Raw genomic sequence first — 16,637 nt, 5'->3', positions numbered from 1 at the left:
TGGTTGCGATAGATAAGATCCTATACGCAAGCGGCTCTACTAGCTTCTATGGAGGGGATTTACCCATATAATTAGAACCTATTATTACATCTATTGAATCTAATTATTGTGCCGATTATTACTTCTTTCTCAGTAGGGTGGGCGATGCCCACCCTACTAATAACTAACCGACATCGTCGTGGGCGAAACGGTTGTAGAGGAAGTCTAAAGCGTAGTTGCGCAGTTGATAGTATTGTGGATCTTCCATGATGCGAGCGCGATCGCGGGGACGGGCGAAAGGAATATCTAACACCTCGCCAATTTTAGCGTGAGGACCGTTGGTCATCATCACCAGGCGATCTGCTAAGAATAGTGCCTCGTCAATATCGTGGGTGATCATTAACACGGTGCATTTATGGTCGTTCCAGATTTTCAGTAACTCTTCCTGCAACTCCTCTTTGGTAATTGCATCCAACGCCCCGAAAGGTTCGTCTAAAATCATCACCTTGGGACGAATTGCCAAAGCACGGGCGATCGAAACCCGCTGTTTCATTCCCCCAGATAGTTGCGGTGGCTTCTTATCTGCGGCTTCCGCGAGTCCAACCATTGCCAAATGTTCCCGCACGATCGCCCGCTTTTCTGCTTCTGGCTTGTTGGGATGTACGGCATTCACTGCCAAATAGACATTTTCAAACGCAGTCCGCCAAGGGAGCAAGGCATAGTTTTGAAATACCACCATCCGATCTGGTCCTGGTTTAGTCACGGGACTACCATCAACTAAAACATCTCCTGAAGTGGGATGAGCAAAACCCGAAACCATATTTAACAGCGTACTCTTACCGCAACCGGAGTGACCGATCACGCAAATAAACTCCCCTTCATAGACACTGAGATTCACCCCATCAAGGACAGTGAAGGGACCGTTTTTGGTGGGATAGACTTTACAAACGTCCTTAATCTGTACGAAAGCCTGACGATTAGACTGCACTGTAGAGAGTGGCTTGCCTAAACGATTTCTGGCGATGTCTGTATAAGCAAAAGCGTTGTTCATTATGGTAATTGGTAGTTGGTAGTTGGTAATTGGTAGTTGGTAGTTGGTAGTTGCTGAGAGGCAAGTTCTTCTCTACTTACGACTTACAACTTACGACTTACGACTTTACCCATTACCCATTAACAATTCAGCTAGGCTGCTCTGCGGATTGGTGCGTCGAGAATCACTTCGGCTACAGAGAAGTCACGTTTGATTGCTAGACTGTTGAGATAGCCGAGTGGGTCGTCGGCATTAAATACAGTCCCGTCGAAGAGTTTGAGCGGCTGGCGGGTGTAGCTGACATCTAAGCCGAGTTCTCTAGCAGCTGTACTGAAGACTCCGACACGGCAGATCCGTTCGATAATTTCTACCCAATTTCTGGGGAAGGGAGTGTGACCCCAACGTGCTAGTTGAGTCACGATCCAAGTTTGCTCCGTGCGACTGGGGCGATTGATTGCAGCTTCAGAAAAGAATTGGTGGTGAGCATACTCCCGCATTGGACTACTCAGATCGCAACTGCTGCTATCGGGGTCTAGCAACTGAATATAATCGACGCTGGTACTAACATATTCCCGCCGTGCCAAAATGTGACGAATTTCTTCAGCATTTTCTGGCAAAGAGCAATAGTAGCAAGCTTCTAAAAGTGCTTTGACTAGAGCGATATGCGTGTTAGGATACGCTGCTGCCCAATCTTCCCGCACGCCCAGAACTTTTCCTGGGTGTCCCAGCCAAATTTCTAAATCGGTAGCAGCGGTAAAGCCAATTCCTTCTTCAGCAGCGCGGTAGTTCCAAGGTTCGCCAACGCAGAATCCATCAATACTACCCGCTTTGAGGTCGGCAACCATTTGGGCTGGGGGAATGGTGTGAACGTCAACATCTAAATCGGGGTCGATACCACCTGCGGCTAGCCAGTAGCGCAAGAGGACGCTGTGCATTGAGGAAGGATGTACGACCCCCATCGTATGCCGCTGGTCGCGGGTACGCAGCAAGTGCTGTTTGAAGTCGGTGAGGTTGTAAACTCCTTGGTCGTAAAAGCGTTTTGATAAGGTGATGGCGTTGCCGTTACGAGTCATGGTTAAAGAAGTAACCGTGGGTATCGGTTTATTCTCATGACCACCCAAAGTCAACCACATTGGCATCCCTGAAGGCATTTGGGCAGCATCGATGTAGCCGCCTGCAATTCCATCGACAATCCCGCGCCAGCTAGTTTCCCGTACTAAGGTGACTTCATCTAAGCCATGCTTGGCAAAGAAACCTTTTTCTTGAGCGATCGCCAGTGGTGCGCAAGCGGTTAAGGGAACGAAGCCGATTTCCAAATTGACTTTTTCCAACCCGTGACGAGCAACAGCGGTCTTTTTCCGCGCCCGAATTTGCTTAACTCGTTTTTGCTGATTTAAAAAGTAGATCATTTCGCTGCGCAGACTGTAATAGCTGGGATGTTCTACAACCTGCATCCGCTTACGAGGTCTGGGGATATCTACTTCTAAAATGCCACCAATTTTCGATTCGGGTCCGTTGGTTAACATGACGATGCGATCGCTCAGCAATACAGCTTCGTCTACATCGTGCGTCACCATCACGGCTGTGACTTGGTTCTCTTCGCAGATTTGCATCAGCTGTTCTTGCAAATTACCCCGCGTCAGTGCATCTAACGCCCCAAATGGTTCGTCCAGTAACAGCAACTTCGGACGCAGCGCTAAAGCACGGGCGATCGCCACCCGTTGTTTTTGTCCCCCCGATAGCATTCCTGGTGGCTTATCGGCATGGGGACGCAAACCTACCATATCGATGTGCTTTTCGACAATGGCGCGGCGTTCTCCCGCAGGTGCGCCCTTCATTACAGCATCTACAGCCAGGGCGATGTTTTCCCGTACCGTCCGCCAAGGTAGAAGCGAGTAGTTCTGAAACACCACCATTCGGTCTGGTCCTGGCTTGGTAATTCTTTGTCCTTCCAGAGTGACAATTCCCTCTGTGGGCAGGTCTAATCCTGCAATCATGTTGAGTAGCGTCGATTTACCGCAGCCAGAGTGACCGATCAGCGATACAAACTCACCCTTTTTAATCTGAAGGTCAATGCCTTTGAGAGCAATGTATTGTCCCCCACCGACGAGATTGAAAACTTTATCTATTTGGTCAACAGCAACGAATACAGACATGGCTATTTGGTAATTGGTAGTTGGTAATTGGTAGTTGGTAAGGACGGAGTGCGGGGAGATTTTGATTTTTGACTTTTGCCTTTTGACTTCTCCCTTGTCTCCCTTGTCCTCCTTGTCTCCCTTGTCTTATTTTTGTTCTGCTGGCAAGATCAGCGTTTGTATCCAAGCCATGAGTTTGTCGAGTAACAAACCAACTACACCAATGTAAATTAGGGCAAGGATAACTTCGCTGACGTTGTTGTTTTGATAAGCTTCCCAGATGAAGAAACCAATGCCGACGATACCGGACATGACGATTTCAGCAGCGATAATTGCCAGCCAAGCTAGACCGATCGCAATTCGTAGCCCTGTGAAAATGTAGGGTAGTGCCGCAGGGATGAGAATGTTGAAAAAGTATTCTTTTTTAGTTAATTGCAGTACTTTGGCGACGTTGTTGTAATCGCTGGGAATTTCTTTGACTCCTACTGCCGTGTTGATCAAAATGGGCCAAATTGCCGTGATGAAGATAACGAATAAGGCAGCGGGTTCGTTTTGTCTGAGGGCAGCTAGAGAGATGGGAACCCAAGCTAGAGGTGGTACTGTTCTGAGTAATTGGAAGAGTGGATCTAGTGCTTTGGACATCACTTTCGACGTACCAATTAAGATTCCTAAGCCGATTCCTACAATTGCCGCTAATGTGTAACTAATTGCTACCCGTTGCAAGCTCGCCCAGATCTGCCAAAATAAACCTTTATCCGTGCCACCTCGGTCGTAGAAGGGCCAGAAAATTAATATCCAAGTGTCTTGAATAACTTTTATAGGTCCAGGTAATGTGGCTCCTGGTGTGAGAGAAAAGAGTTGCCAAATTGCTAAAAAGATCGCGATCGCGATAAATGGTGGTAAAAAGTCAGGCAGTCTTTTTTGCAAGCCTGCTAAAAAGCTATTATCTGCGCTAGCCCGTCTTCTAGGAGAATATGTAGTCATCGATCGTCTGTTCCTCAGATTTACATGGATAGTTGATAGTAATTGCTAATTCCGAATTCCGAATTTTAGACGTTAGGCTTTTTTGATCTTCAAACTCTTTAAGTAGGCAGCAGGATTTTCGGGGTCGAATTTGACTCCATCGAAAAATGTTTCTACGCCACGGGAGGTGCTGGTGGGAATATCGGCAGCTGCAACGCCTAATTCTTGGGCTGCTTCTTTCCACAAGTCTTCGCGGTTGACTTTATCAATTAATGCTTTGGCTTTTGTCAGGCTGTCTGGTGGTAAAAAGCCCCAGCGGACGCTTTCTGTTAAGAACCAAAGGTCGTGACTCTTGTAGGGATAGGAAACGCTACCTCTAGGATCTTTCCAGTAAAGTACGGCTTTGTTGCGATCGTCAACTGTCCGACCTTCGCCCATGTCGTATTTACCTGCAAATGGTCCGGCAAGAATTTCGGCTGGCAAGTTGAAGTAGTTCCGTCCGCCGAGGATTTTGGCGGCTTCTTCACGGTTGTCGAAGTTATCTAACCACTGTTGCGCTTCCATGATGCCTTTGAGTAGCGCCTTGGTTGCTTTGGGATGTTTATCAACCCACTCTGCCCGTAATGCTAAGTATTCTTCTGGGTGAAACTCCCACATGTCTGCGGTTAGCATTGCCAAGAAACCGATTTTATCTTTGACAATGCGGTAGGGCCAGGGGTCGCCCGTACTGAAAGCATCCATCGTGCCTGTTTTCATGTTGGCAACAGTTTGGGCGGCTGGTACGGGAATTAATTTGACATCAGCATCGGGATTAACACCGCCAGCAGCTAGCCAGTAGCGAATCCAAAAATCTTGGTTGACTTGAGCAAATGTATAGGCAGCAGTGAAGGGAGTGTTAGCTGATTTGAGTTGACCGAATAAGTTTTTGCCACCTTTGGCTAGTTCTAGTTCTATTCCTTTGCCTCGGTGTTTCTCAGCGATCGCAATGCCATTTCCTTGCGTGTTTAATTGCGCTAACACATACATTGGAATCGGCTTGTTGCCTTTGGTGATCCGCCCTTCTGTAATGAGATGTGGCATCGGCATTTGATATTGACCGCCATCAACACCACCACCAGCCGCACCAATTTCTGTATTGTCTCGCATCGAACCCCAAGAGGCTTGTTTGGAAACATCTACATCGGTCATGCCGTACTTCGCAAAAAAGCCTTTTTCTTTAGCAATAATTATGGGTGCTGCTTCAACAATAGGGATATATCCTAACTTGACTCTTGTTGTTTCTGGTGCTTGTTCGGGACTAACATTCACTGCTGCAACTTGTTGCGTTTGAGTACCAGTCACGGAATCTGGTGGATTCCCCAAACAACCTTTCAGAAACACCGAACCAACCGCAGAAGCACCAGCAGTTATGATAAATTTCCGGCGAGAAAACTCCGTCATACAACCTTCCTCAAGCACATTCAATGGTTTATATCAAGGCAAATCCATGCAATGAAACTGTTGAGTTTCTTGCATATAAAATGCATGGTTCGATCTAAAATACTGGTTTGGCTCAGCGAAATAGGTGATCGTAGCTGTGAAGTTGCAAAGTTGAAATTTCACAACTGAGCTACATGCAAATCGAGTCTTTAAGAGACAACGAACACCAAAATTAATGTTGTTTTAATAAGCTTACAGCTTTTAATGCAAAATTTGTTAACTTTTAACGAGTGACAGTTAAATAAATCTAATATCGCTCTGATAAGCAAAAGTTTATGGTTTTTAAATTGTCTATTGAACTATCTATAGTTAACATTGGTTACCTCTGAACAATCGCGGCGATCGCCTATTGATTCCTATAGCAGTGCAAGTTGTTTATCGTAACTATCAATCGATCCCAAGGTATTTTTGCTTGTCGATAATCAATCGAGATTTGCTGAGTATAATTGCTGGTATTAGATTTTTAAATTCCTTAAACTTTTAGCAATCTACAATTTACGCTTTGTACTAAATCGAACATTAATTCACATTTAAAGTTAAGTTTTACAACTATGTATACGCTGATTCAGAACAAAATGACATTTATTCGTCAGACCTGACTTGAAAATCTATTTTCAAGTCAGATCTACTACTTCAATCGCTGCCGAGAATCTCTACCGTACCCTCTTGACCGTCGAGCCGCACCTGTTGACCGTCGCGCAATAAATGAGTTGCGTCGCGCACATCCATCACCGCAGGAATGCCATACTCTCGCGCTACGATCGCCCCATGAGATAATCTTCCTCCGACTTCGGCGATCAATCCTCCAGCCCTAGCGATCGCGGCTACCCAACCGGAATCGGTATAAGGTACGACTAGAATTGTTTTTTTATCGATCTCTGGCAGCATTTGCCAATCGTGCAACACGACAATCGTTCCCGTGACTTGACCGGAACTAGCAGGAATTCCTTTTAAGAGGGAGTTGGGAGATTGTGGGGGCGGGTCTGGAAACCCGCCCGTACGGGTGGGAGTCGGGGGAGAATTACCGTAGATTAAAGCGGGTATGGGATTGAGTTGGCTGTCTCGATCGAATTGCGATCGCCTCGCTTCGACTAATTGTGTTAATTGAGATATAAACTCCACATCTTCAGCAACAACTCTTTGCACTTCAGGAAATTCTAAAAAGAAAATATCGCCAGGTTGAGATAATTGTCCTAACTGCAAAGATATCTCCTCTAGTCGCACGAAACACCAGCGTAATTCTGCTAATAAGCGGCTGTATACCTGCGTAACTCTTCCTTTAAGATCTATGCGTTGCTGAACTCTCGTTGTACTACGTTGCATTTCTAAGCGATCGCTTCTAAAACTGCCTTCCTCCACGCTCAACATCTGCATAAACAATTCTCGTACTACCTGCGGTTCCTCCTTCCAAGTGGGAACCGCAATATCTGTGCCTACCTGACTCAAATAGCCGTAGCGATCGAGCAATCGCTCGAACTGCTGCAAAATTTCTCTCCCGGGCGCAGTATCTTCCAACTGCTCAAATGCTCGTTCTGGAGATAATTGCGGCGCTATTTTTCGAGCTTTTTTTGCCAAAGCTGCAATTTCGCGCAATGCGGCTACTTCTGGCGTTTGGCTGTTGTCGATTTTGTCATCCCGAACTCGAAATACTGCTTGTCGTAACGCAGCGCTTAAGGGAGCCAAAATACTATAATAAGTAGCCCGTTTGAGCAGTGATAAAATTCCTTCTATCCGTTCTAGCAATTCTCTGGTCGAAAGTTCTTGCGGCGATCGCTGCTCTAATTTTGCCAAACCAGGACGAAAATACTGCCGCTCGTCTTGTTGAAAATCTCGGACTAAACTCAATTCACGCCCCAGCAACCGCAGCAACCCAGGTACATTTTTTAACGTAGAACTTAAAGGCGGTTTGCTAAACTTAGCTCCCCTGGTCAAAAACTCCAGACTTTCCGCAGGCAAGCCCATCAATCGAAAAATCGATCCTAACAACGACGCATTGAAATAGGCGCGGGAATAATGCAGCGTTGCCGTTTCGTTAAAATCTAATCCTTGGGAACGATCGCCCAAAACAATTGTAAAAATCTCCCCCCACACGCCACAAGTTAGCGGACGGTTGATCGACCAAGTTAACGGGCGAATTGCCCCAGGAATCACTTCAGCTGCAATCTTGCGCGTCCAAATTGGCAGAAGAGTTGTAATCGGACGCGATTGCAGCAGCCACAATTGGCTCCCGTCGTAACTCCACTCAATATCTTGGGGGATACCGTGGTATCGATCTTCGATTTTGCGGGCGAGAAGGGCAACTTGTTTAATCAGTTCTAGCGGTACGTCTCCTTCACCTTCCATTTGTAGAGACGTGACATGTATAGACGTTACATCTAATGTTTCTACATCTGCGATCGCAACTCGGTATTGTTCTGGAGTCAATCGTCCCGAAACCACCTGTTGCGCTTCACCGGGCAAAGCTTCGATCGCAACAGCATCTCCTTGCTGGGTAATTGGGTCGCGGCTAAAAGCTACGCCAGAAAAAACTCCCTGAACTTGCTTTTGAATCAACACAGCCATGGCTGCATCGATTTGCCCCCTAGCACGCCGATACTCTACTGCATTTGGCAGGTCGTAGGAAGCTTGAGTACGGGCGATCGCCTGCCTTAACATAGAGCGACTGGTAACTTGCAGTACGGTTTCATACTGTCCCGCCGCCGCCGCTTGTTCCGAGTCTTCTCCAATTGCTGAGGAACGGACTACTAGCGGTTGGGTAGCTGAAGGTTGCAAAGCTTGAATTAGAGGTTCTGGGTCGTCTCCTGGCACGACTACCCAACCCATCGGTACGGGATAACCCCAGCTTTTCAGTTGAGACAAAGTAGCTGCCTTATCGCCGACTTTTTGAGGATCGAGTCGGTCGTCGAGAGAAACAATTGCCTTATCACCACGAAAAAAACGAAACATTTTTTCAGATCCGGCTTGTCCTGCTGTTGGAGATAAATCTAAATCGTCGGGAATCTTTTTGTAAATCCAGCCAATTAATATCGCCAAGGCGATCGCGGCGACAATTCTACCAAAATCATTTAAGTGTAACAGTGCCGTAATTGTGGGAAAGAGAAATAATACGCCAAATCTTCCCAGCTCTTTTTCCCGCAACAGAGTAAAACTAATCCCTCCAATTAAAAATACCAACAGCGCGACTCGCCAATCATGGACGACATAACCCCAAACGACATTTGTGGTTCCCGCGCCTTTCCCAACCCAGTAGCGACCCATGACCAAGGCAATTAGGGCAATTAATTCCCACGCTGGTTGAGTTGGGAAAAATGCCCGTGCTAGCAGAACTGCGGCAATACCTTTCAATGCCTCCGATAGCACTGCTAAAATGCCCGCTAACTTACCACCATGATAAAAAGCGGCTGAGACACTGATATTACCAGTTCCCATCCGCTCCAGTCGTCTCCCAGTCAGGGTACGAGTTATCCAAGCAATTAACGGTAGTCCGCCCAAACAGGGGCAGAGAATGAAAATCGCAAGTACACCCCAAACTTGCTGCATATTAGTCATCGATCGCTAATGAGTGGTTAGTGGTTAGTGGCTTGTGGCTAGATTCTTATTTTGGTCTAACCACTAGTCACTAGTCACTAGCCACTGATAACTAATAACTAAACAGCATAAGCTACTCGTAGCGCCCAAAATATTAAGGCGGCGATCGCTCCTAACAGTAGTACGGTAGATACAATCACTACCTTGGGACTATCCGCCCCATCGAACTTCATAATTCCTCGGTTCAAGTCGGACATACTTGATGTAAATCCTCCTGTGTTCAAAAGACTAAAATCTCCGTATTCGATTTTAGTCTTTCTTTTCCAATTTGGCTTGACGATCGCCCAGAAGAATTACTCTCGGTCTGCTTGTTTTACCTTTCAAAGCCTAAAATAACCTAAAATCATCAGTTTCGTTCCTACTTTCGAGGACTGAAATTTAGCTCTACTTTCTCCCGTCTAATTGGTATATCTACAGTATTTGCATCTGCAATCTTGATGGTTATTTCATCACCGACTTCGAGATTGAGATCGAGCCATCTGAGAAATTCTCGACTACCTTCTGCAATATTCAACATCCCACCCACATACAATCTGAAATCTTCAGCATCTAACTCTTCAGGGTTTGCAGCTGGAGCGTCTGCTTGACGCTGCCTCCAGTTCAAAATTGCTGTAAGAACGCTTAAATCTCTCAAACCTGCTGTACAGAGCTTTTCTCCGTTTAGATATACTTCAAAAGCGATCATTATTTTTAGTTTTTCAAGATATTTAAATACAATACCGTTTAGTTATGTATAATTATAGTTTGGGTTAGATAAGCGCTCAACCCAAGAAAGTTCTGAAAAAGTCAGGTTTTAATTCTTAAATGCGACTTACTTGAAGATAAATGACCCGTTCGGCGTAGTGGCTCCCCATCCTACGGCACAGCTTCAGGTTATTGACTATATCTAAGAGTGTTATTGATTTAAGATATTTAAGCTAGAGCGATCGCCATAAATTTACAGAGCGATCGCCATAGATTTATATTCCAATACAGTTCAGTAAAAAGCGATCGCGCCTCGAAGATCCCCCAACCCCCTTGGGAAGGGGGGCTACGATTCCCCCTTTTTAAGCGCTACGATTCCCCCCTTTTTAAGCGCTATGATTCCCCCTTTTTAAGGGGGGCTAGGGGGGATCGTCTTAATCTGAATCGTATTGATTTATATTCGAGTTATGGCGATCGCAATATCTTCATACATAAAGTAAAAGCACGCGGCTGCGTGCTTTTACCAAAAAACGTGCTATTTAAACTTGCTCGCTAAACGGCAACAATCGGATACTCGTACTCCCGTTCTGGTAGCTTCCAAGCATGACCGTCTACAGCCATTTGCTCGATTAAACTTGCCAAGCGCAAAGCTTTCAGTGCTTGTTCTCCTCCTACAGAGGGCTGGCTACCACCACGCACGCAGCTCACAAAATGTTCTAATTCGGCGCAAAGTTTATCGGCGTTGCTCGTGTAAACTTTTTCAATCAAGCCATCTTGACGGTAAAGCACCTGACCGTGTTCTGTCATACAGTTAGCAGTGGTTTGACGGTGGATCAGAATTTCATTGTTCAGAAAATCTGCCTCAGTCAAGGAATTTTTACAATGGGCAGCGATGCGGCGAATTTTGCGGTGAGTCACTTTACTAGCTGTGAGCGTTGCGACAATTCCATTCGCAAAACCTAGAGTTGCCGTGACGTAATCTAAATATCCTGAATCAGAACCACAGCTGCCACTAGCAGTTAGCTTCACTACTGGCGCGTCAGCCAATTCTAACAATAGGTCGATGTCATGAATCATTAAATCTAAGACGACCGAGACATCGTTGGCTCTTTGAGCAGCGGGACTCATGCGACGAGCCTCAATTGCCATCAATTGCTCTGTCTTTAAAACTTTGCTTAATTCTTGAAATGCTGGACTGAAGCGCTCGATGTGACCGACTTGAAGGATTCTTTGAGCTTGGGCAGCTGTATTGACTAGAGATTCTGCTTCAGAAATACTAGCAGCGATCGGCTTTTCAATCAGGACGTGAACCCCTTCTTTTAGGCAGGTCATCCCAACAGCATAATGGGCGCGAGTGGGGACAGCTACGCAAACTGCCTCGACATGAGGCAGTAAATCTCGATAGTCTTCAAAAAAACGCACTCTGTACTTGCTAGCAATATCGAGTCCTCGCTCGACATTAATATCTGCTATACCCACCAGTTCCACGTCCTTGAGCAAACTTAGGACGCGGGCGTGATGTTGCCCCATATTGCCCACTCCAACCACGCCAATCTTAATTGCTTCAGGTTGGTTGCGCTGCATCTGCGGGACTACTTGCCCCTTAGACATGGTATTTTGCACTCAGTCTTCTCCTCCACCACCAAAATTTATCGTCGCTACTGCACTGCTTCTGTAATCTACATTCCAGTTATTAAGGTTTCATCTCTCAACTGTTAGAATTCAGCCAGATGATACCATAATTCTTGTCTTTGTGTAGAATCTCAAAGATTGTTAGATTTTTTTTGAGATTGTCTTGATTTTGTTACGGTTATACCTTTTTTAATTGTGATTTTACCGATGTCTCTGCGATAGCGGTATTGTGTCACTTTTTTTCCCGTCCATTATTTTGAAGGGAGCAGGGAGCAGGGAGCAGGGGGACAAGGGGGACAAGGGGGACAAGGGGGGCAAAGGGGGACAAGGGGGCAAGGGGGACAAGGGGGACAAGGGGGACAAGGGGGACAAGGGGGACAAGGGAGGACAAGGGAGAAGAAATACAAATGACGAACGACCAATGACCAATAACGAATGACAAATGACGAATGACAAATGACAAATGACAAAGCTGTAATTTTGCTATCTGGGGGATTAGACTCATCAACGGTGCTGTACCAGGCACGGGCAGATGGCTATGATTGCTATGCGATTTCTTTTGATTATCAACAGCGACATCGCCGAGAATTAGAGGCAGCTAAGACGATCGCGCGATCGGCAGAAGTGGCAGACCATAAACTCATATCTTTCGATCTGCGGCAGTGGGGCGGTTCTGCTTTAACTGATAGCAGCATCAATTTACCCCAAGCGCGATCGCTCGACGAAATGGCGCAAAATATACCCGTTACCTACGTACCAGCCCGCAATACAATCTTTTTGAGTTTTGCCCTGGCTTATGCTGAAACTTTAAATGCCAGCCGCGTTTACATTGGCGTAAATGCCCTCGATTACTCCGGCTATCCCGATTGCCGTCCCGATTACATCCAAGCTATGCAAGAAGTATTTCGTCTAGGTACGAAACAAGGGCGGGAAGGAAACGCGATCGCAATTGTTGCTCCTCTCATTCAGCTGAAAAAAACCGAAATTATTCAACTGGGCGATCGATTAGGCGTACCTTGGGAAAAAACCTGGTCTTGCTACGCAGGCGACGAACTTGCCTGCGGTGTTTGTGACTCATGCCGTCTGCGTTTAGCTGCATTTGCTGCTCTAGGGCTGGAAGATCCTTTGCCTTATAGGAGGGAGTAGGGAGCAGTTATCAGTGACCAGTGAAGAATGGAGTGTGAGGAGAATTCGGAATTCGGAGTTCGGAATTCGGAATTAATGTGTGAATTTTGAGTTGCTCCCTCAGCTCTCTTTCCCCTGCTCGCTGCTCTCTGCTCCTTGCAAAAGGTGAATCTTAATCTCGTCAAGGCGGGGTCCTTCAACAGAAACGATAGTAAATTCCAGGTTTTGATAATTTAAGGTTGTGCCGACGGCGGGGATTTCTTGTAGTTGATACAAAATAAATCCTCCCAAGGTCTGATAATCTTGTCTCAGAGGTAAATCTAAATTCAATAACTTGTTGAGGTCTTCTAAGTTCATTTGTGCCTGTACCAAGTATGTTCTGTCGTCCAAACTCTGGATCAACAGCTCATCGGTGCTTTCTATCGCCCCTGCATCGCCAATAATCTCGGCAATTAAATCTTGTAGCGTGACTAGTCCTACGGTTCCGCCAAACTCGTTGACAACTATAATCGTGGCTCGTTCCGCACGGATGGAATGTCTCAAGCTTTGCTGCATGACGGGCAGAAGTTCGCCTAATGAGGTGTGTTCCGGTACAAATTGGGCAGGACGCATCCAGGGATAAATTTCTGTTGATAGGGAAATTTTTCCTAGAGCGAGTGGTTCTGCTAGGTCTTTGAGGTGAATAATGCCCCGTACTTCGTCCAACGATTTACCAATAATGGGGTAGCGAGAGTGTCCCGTAGCTGCAACTGCTTGCAACAGAGTTTGCAACGTGGCGTTCATGGATAAAGCAATGATTTGCGGACGCTGTACCATGACTGCCCCAACTTTGACCGTACCGAATTCAAAAATATTATTCAGTAACGCTCGTTCTTCTGCCTCTAAGCCAGTCGATTCTCGCTCGGTAGAAATAATCAGTTGTAACTCTTCGGGAGTAACTGGTGGTCTCCAAGCTTGTCCCGTGTATTGAATACCCACTAAACGCAGCAGAAAGCGCGTGGATTGGTTGAGAATCCAGACAAAGGGCGTAAAAATGCGGGCGATCGCTTTGAGGGGTGAACCCAATAACCGCGCTAGTTGCTCGGAGTAGAGCAGCGCGACTGACTTGGGACATAATTCTCCCAGCACGATTTGCAAATAGGCAACTAGAAAAAAAGCAACTGAAATGGAGATCGCATGGGTAATAAAAGCCCGCTCTCCCGCAGGTAAGGGTAACTGCTCTAACCAAGCAGCAACCAGTACGCCCATCGTACTCTCGCCAATCCAACCCAAGGCAAGACTGGAAAGAGTGATCCCAAGTTGGGTAGTAGAGAGGACGCGCTCGAGACTGCGTTGTAGCGATTGTACTGTCAGCGCTTGCCAGTCTCCCGCTTCTACCAACTGATAAATCCGCGATCGCCTCACGGAAACAAGGGAAAACTCAGCCGTGACAAAAAAAGCATTAATGGCAATCAACAACAGCACAGATAATAATCTGAGCCAAATATCTGCCCAATTCAGGGGAGGGAAAGCACTCATCTTTGGTGGAGGGAGCAGGGACGAGCTGGGAGCAGGGAGTAGGGAGTTGGAAAGTTTTGAATTTTGAATTTTGAATGCGTGAATTTTGACTTCTCTCCTGTCCCCTTGTCCCGTTATTTACCTAACTACAGGAATATTTAACATTTGTAACTGCAATCGCTGTTCGGGATAATCGGTCAGATGTAAAGAAATTTTCTGTACGTTGTCGAGCAGAGCAGTGGAGATACTGAGCGTGCTGGCAACAGTTTTGCCGTTAGCTGGTAATTCTTCAGGAAAGCCTTCCGTGTTGGCGCTGAGTGTCTGTCCTCGTTCGTTGGTTACATCTAAAAAGCTAGATAGAAACCTGATGGTTCTATCTCCTTCGTTTTTAAAGTTCATCTTCAACTGTAATGCCCCGCCAGAAAATCGTGCAGATGCAATTTCTAAGGACACTCCTTCGGTTTTAGAAATCATTGGAAATCCAGGCTGAGGGGACTCGCTCTCAGCCACCAACTTTGATTTTGTAGACGATCGCTTGTCGTTCTGCGGATTTTCAATTAACGGCTTCTCCGGCTTGGCTTTTTTTCCTTTGCCGTCAATTCTAGCTTTTACGGCAGCTAAGACATCGGCTTCTTTGAGCATCACCACGCCTTGCTGCTGTTGAGACTTATTTTTGCGAAATCCAATTTTCCCGGCGGGACGAGAATCGGGTTGATTTACGCCTTCAATCGCTTCATGTCCGATCGCATATCCCCAGATTGCACTTATATAACCCCCGATCAACATCAGAAGCAACAAGATCAACGTCAGGGCGACGGTTGAATTGACTTTTCTTAATGATGCTCGCTTAATCCAGAGCATTGACTCCTTACACCAGTTGTTTGCTAACGAATGAGCTAGTTATATCATTGCGGTTATGTAAATTATGTACTATTTGTCTTGTGGCGATATTAAGTATTGAGACTAAACAATTTGCCTTGACAATCTAAGTTACAATATAAACTCCACCAGGGTTGGCCGAGCGGTTGAGGCAGCGAACTCATAATTCGCCTTAGGCAGGTTCAACTCCTGCACCCTGGATTTCTAAGAGTCAACACTCAGCAAAAACTACCAAGCAAAAATTACCAGACTGGCTACTGGTGATGAGCGGCGATCGCTACAGAATCTATGATTGCTTGTGGGAATTTAGAGCGCTCCCCTATTCCCGACTCAATACTTCTCGGTTATGATTGCACAGCCTTTGGAAGATCCCCCTTAATCCCCCTTGACAAGAGGGAAATGAAGCTGTCTTTAGCCTCCCTTTTTAAGGGAGGTTGGAGGGATCGAATTCTAACCAAGAAGTATTGATTCCCGACTGGCAAATTACTTTGGATTACTAGACTTCTTAGACTCCAAAACTGAAGTTCTGTATGGATTGGGCAGATCTCGCGTGCGGATGACCGGATCGCTAGAGACTTGCTGCTCTAGTGCAGTGCGGTACAGGTCATCAGTCCGTTTCGCGTCGCGATTAATTTCGTTGTCGGGAAATCCGTTTGTTCCCAACAGCCAATCAAATTGTCGTCCGAAAGAACGATTTTGGAAGAAATCACGACCGCTAGTGAACATCGCTTGCTCAAAGCGATCGGCAAGAGTACGGTTGCTTGGTTGGGCGATCGCGCTAGCCTGAAATCCAGAGACAGCAGCGATCGCGAGTAGAATACCACTGAAGCGGTTGAATTTGATGGGCATAGAATGTCCTCTATACTGTTGCAATTTTGACTTATACTGAACTGTTGCATCAGTCTTAGCCTATTCTTCCCCGTTTTATCAATTAGCGATCGGTTATCAGTTATTAGTAGAGACTGACTAGTGGCTGGTGACTAGTGACTAGAATTGCTCCCTCAGCTCTCTTCCCGACTCCCGACTCCCTGTTCCCTGCTCCCTGCTTTCTCAAATTATGACAACCGATTTAACTGCACTACGCCAAGAACTACTCGATCTACTCTGTCAACTTGCCTACAAAGAGGGTGATTTTGTCCTGTCTTCTGGTCAACGCAGTTCTTATTACATTAATGGCAAATTAGTTACGTTACACCCTCAAGGTGCTTTGGCGATCGGTCGTTTGTTATTATCTCTGCTACCACCAGACACGCAAGCAGTGGCAGGATTGACACTGGGAGCCGATCCCATTGTTAGTGCCGTGAGTGTGGTTTCTGCGATTGAAAATCGTCCCATTCCAGCTTTGATTATTCGTAAAGAAACTAAAGGACATGGTACGAGAGCGTATATTGAAGGTCCAGTATTACCAGATGGTGCTTTGGTTGTGGTTCTAGAAGATGTTGTCACGACTGGACAATCAGCAATGAAAGCAGTTGAAAGATTGCGAGAGGCGGGGTATAAAGTTGAGGAAGTTATATCGTTGGTAGATAGAAAGCAAGGTGGTGCTGAGTTATATGCAGCGAAAGGATTGAAGTTTCGGACATTATTTTCCATTGAGGAGCTTCAAGCACGATATCAGCAAATGAATTCTTAAAATTGCTTAAATA

The 16,637-nt window shown here is 46.1% G+C and carries 15 protein-coding genes and 1 tRNA gene; 4 read left to right on the top strand and 12 right to left on the bottom strand.

Going from position 1 to position 16,637, the window contains the following annotated elements:
* Positions 1 to 163: 163 nt before the first annotated feature.
* From M5J74_RS04890 to M5J74_RS04850, 9 genes are all read right to left on the bottom strand, one after another.
* Complete coding sequence (locus M5J74_RS04890) at positions 164 to 1,030, bottom strand: nitrate ABC transporter ATP-binding protein (RefSeq protein ID WP_015152992.1); 867 nt, start codon at positions 1,028 to 1,030, stop codon at positions 164 to 166.
* 131 nt (positions 1,031 to 1,161) lie between these two features.
* On the bottom strand, positions 1,162 to 3,165 hold the full coding sequence (locus M5J74_RS04885) for a nitrate ABC transporter ATP-binding protein (RefSeq protein ID WP_015152991.1): 2,004 nt from the start codon (positions 3,163 to 3,165) through the stop codon (positions 1,162 to 1,164).
* Complete coding sequence (locus tag M5J74_RS04880) at positions 3,143 to 3,331, bottom strand: hypothetical protein (RefSeq protein WP_127022596.1); 189 nt, start codon at positions 3,329 to 3,331, stop codon at positions 3,143 to 3,145. The genes M5J74_RS04885 and M5J74_RS04880 overlap by 23 nt, the downstream gene beginning before the upstream one ends.
* Positions 3,292 to 4,128 (bottom strand): nitrate ABC transporter permease, encoded by an 837-nt coding sequence (gene ntrB / locus M5J74_RS04875; protein WP_015152990.1) that lies wholly within the window; start codon positions 4,126 to 4,128, stop codon positions 3,292 to 3,294. Before ntrB ends, M5J74_RS04880 begins: the two co-directional genes overlap by 40 nt.
* Positions 4,129 to 4,200: 72 nt before the next feature.
* A complete protein-coding gene (locus M5J74_RS04870; RefSeq protein ID WP_106217004.1) occupies positions 4,201 to 5,547 on the bottom strand; it encodes a CmpA/NrtA family ABC transporter substrate-binding protein in 1,347 nt (448 codons plus the stop codon).
* Positions 5,548 to 6,219: 672 nt separating this feature from the next.
* On the bottom strand, positions 6,220 to 9,126 hold the full coding sequence (locus tag M5J74_RS04865) for a glycerol-3-phosphate acyltransferase (protein ID WP_371934007.1): 2,907 nt from the start codon (positions 9,124 to 9,126) through the stop codon (positions 6,220 to 6,222).
* A gap of 107 nt (positions 9,127 to 9,233) precedes the next feature.
* A complete protein-coding gene (locus M5J74_RS04860) occupies positions 9,234 to 9,371 on the bottom strand; it encodes a hypothetical protein (protein WP_181245358.1) in 138 nt (45 codons plus the stop codon).
* A 161-nt stretch (positions 9,372 to 9,532) separates the two neighbouring features.
* Complete coding sequence (locus M5J74_RS04855) at positions 9,533 to 9,859, bottom strand: hypothetical protein (protein WP_015152986.1); 327 nt, start codon at positions 9,857 to 9,859, stop codon at positions 9,533 to 9,535.
* Between the two features lie 551 nt (positions 9,860 to 10,410).
* Positions 10,411 to 11,469, bottom strand: a complete 1,059-nt coding sequence (locus tag M5J74_RS04850; protein WP_039713297.1) for a Gfo/Idh/MocA family protein — start codon at positions 11,467 to 11,469, stop codon at positions 10,411 to 10,413.
* A gap of 250 nt (positions 11,470 to 11,719) precedes the next feature.
* On the opposite strand from M5J74_RS04850, the gene M5J74_RS04845 reads away from it, so the two are divergent.
* Positions 11,720 to 11,929: a hypothetical protein gene (locus M5J74_RS04845; RefSeq protein ID WP_250015680.1), complete on the top strand. Its 210-nt coding sequence runs from the start codon at positions 11,720 to 11,722 to the stop codon at positions 11,927 to 11,929.
* Between the two features lie 17 nt (positions 11,930 to 11,946).
* Positions 11,947 to 12,636: a 7-cyano-7-deazaguanine synthase QueC gene (queC, locus tag M5J74_RS04840; RefSeq protein WP_015152984.1), complete on the top strand. Its 690-nt coding sequence runs from the start codon at positions 11,947 to 11,949 to the stop codon at positions 12,634 to 12,636.
* A gap of 99 nt (positions 12,637 to 12,735) precedes the next feature.
* On the opposite strand, the gene M5J74_RS04835 is transcribed toward queC, so the two are convergent.
* Both M5J74_RS04835 and M5J74_RS04830 read right to left on the bottom strand, forming a co-directional pair.
* A complete protein-coding gene (locus tag M5J74_RS04835) occupies positions 12,736 to 14,133 on the bottom strand; it encodes a hemolysin family protein (protein ID WP_106168801.1) in 1,398 nt (465 codons plus the stop codon).
* Between the two features lie 117 nt (positions 14,134 to 14,250).
* Positions 14,251 to 14,973 (bottom strand): hypothetical protein, encoded by a 723-nt coding sequence (locus M5J74_RS04830; protein ID WP_015152982.1) that lies wholly within the window; start codon positions 14,971 to 14,973, stop codon positions 14,251 to 14,253.
* A 146-nt stretch (positions 14,974 to 15,119) separates the two neighbouring features.
* Here M5J74_RS04830 and M5J74_RS04825 point away from each other — a divergent pair.
* Positions 15,120 to 15,192, top strand: a tRNA-Ile gene (locus M5J74_RS04825).
* A gap of 282 nt (positions 15,193 to 15,474) precedes the next feature.
* On the opposite strand, the gene M5J74_RS04820 is transcribed toward M5J74_RS04825, so the two are convergent.
* Entirely contained in the window at positions 15,475 to 15,840 is a 366-nt protein-coding gene (locus M5J74_RS04820) for a hypothetical protein (protein WP_015152981.1), read from the bottom strand.
* A 208-nt stretch (positions 15,841 to 16,048) separates the two neighbouring features.
* Here M5J74_RS04820 and pyrE point away from each other — a divergent pair, with 208 nt between their 5' ends.
* Positions 16,049 to 16,624 (top strand): orotate phosphoribosyltransferase, encoded by a 576-nt coding sequence (pyrE, locus tag M5J74_RS04815; RefSeq protein ID WP_015152980.1) that lies wholly within the window; start codon positions 16,049 to 16,051, stop codon positions 16,622 to 16,624.
* The last annotated feature ends 13 nt before the right edge of the window (positions 16,625 to 16,637 follow it).

This window comes from Chroococcidiopsis sp. CCNUC1 (genome assembly GCF_023546805.1).
GTDB lineage: Bacteria > Cyanobacteriota > Cyanobacteriia > Cyanobacteriales > Chroococcidiopsidaceae > Chroococcidiopsis > Chroococcidiopsis thermalis.
The sequence above is the reverse complement of the archived record's forward strand: the minus strand, read 5'-3'. Positions and strand labels throughout refer to the sequence as shown.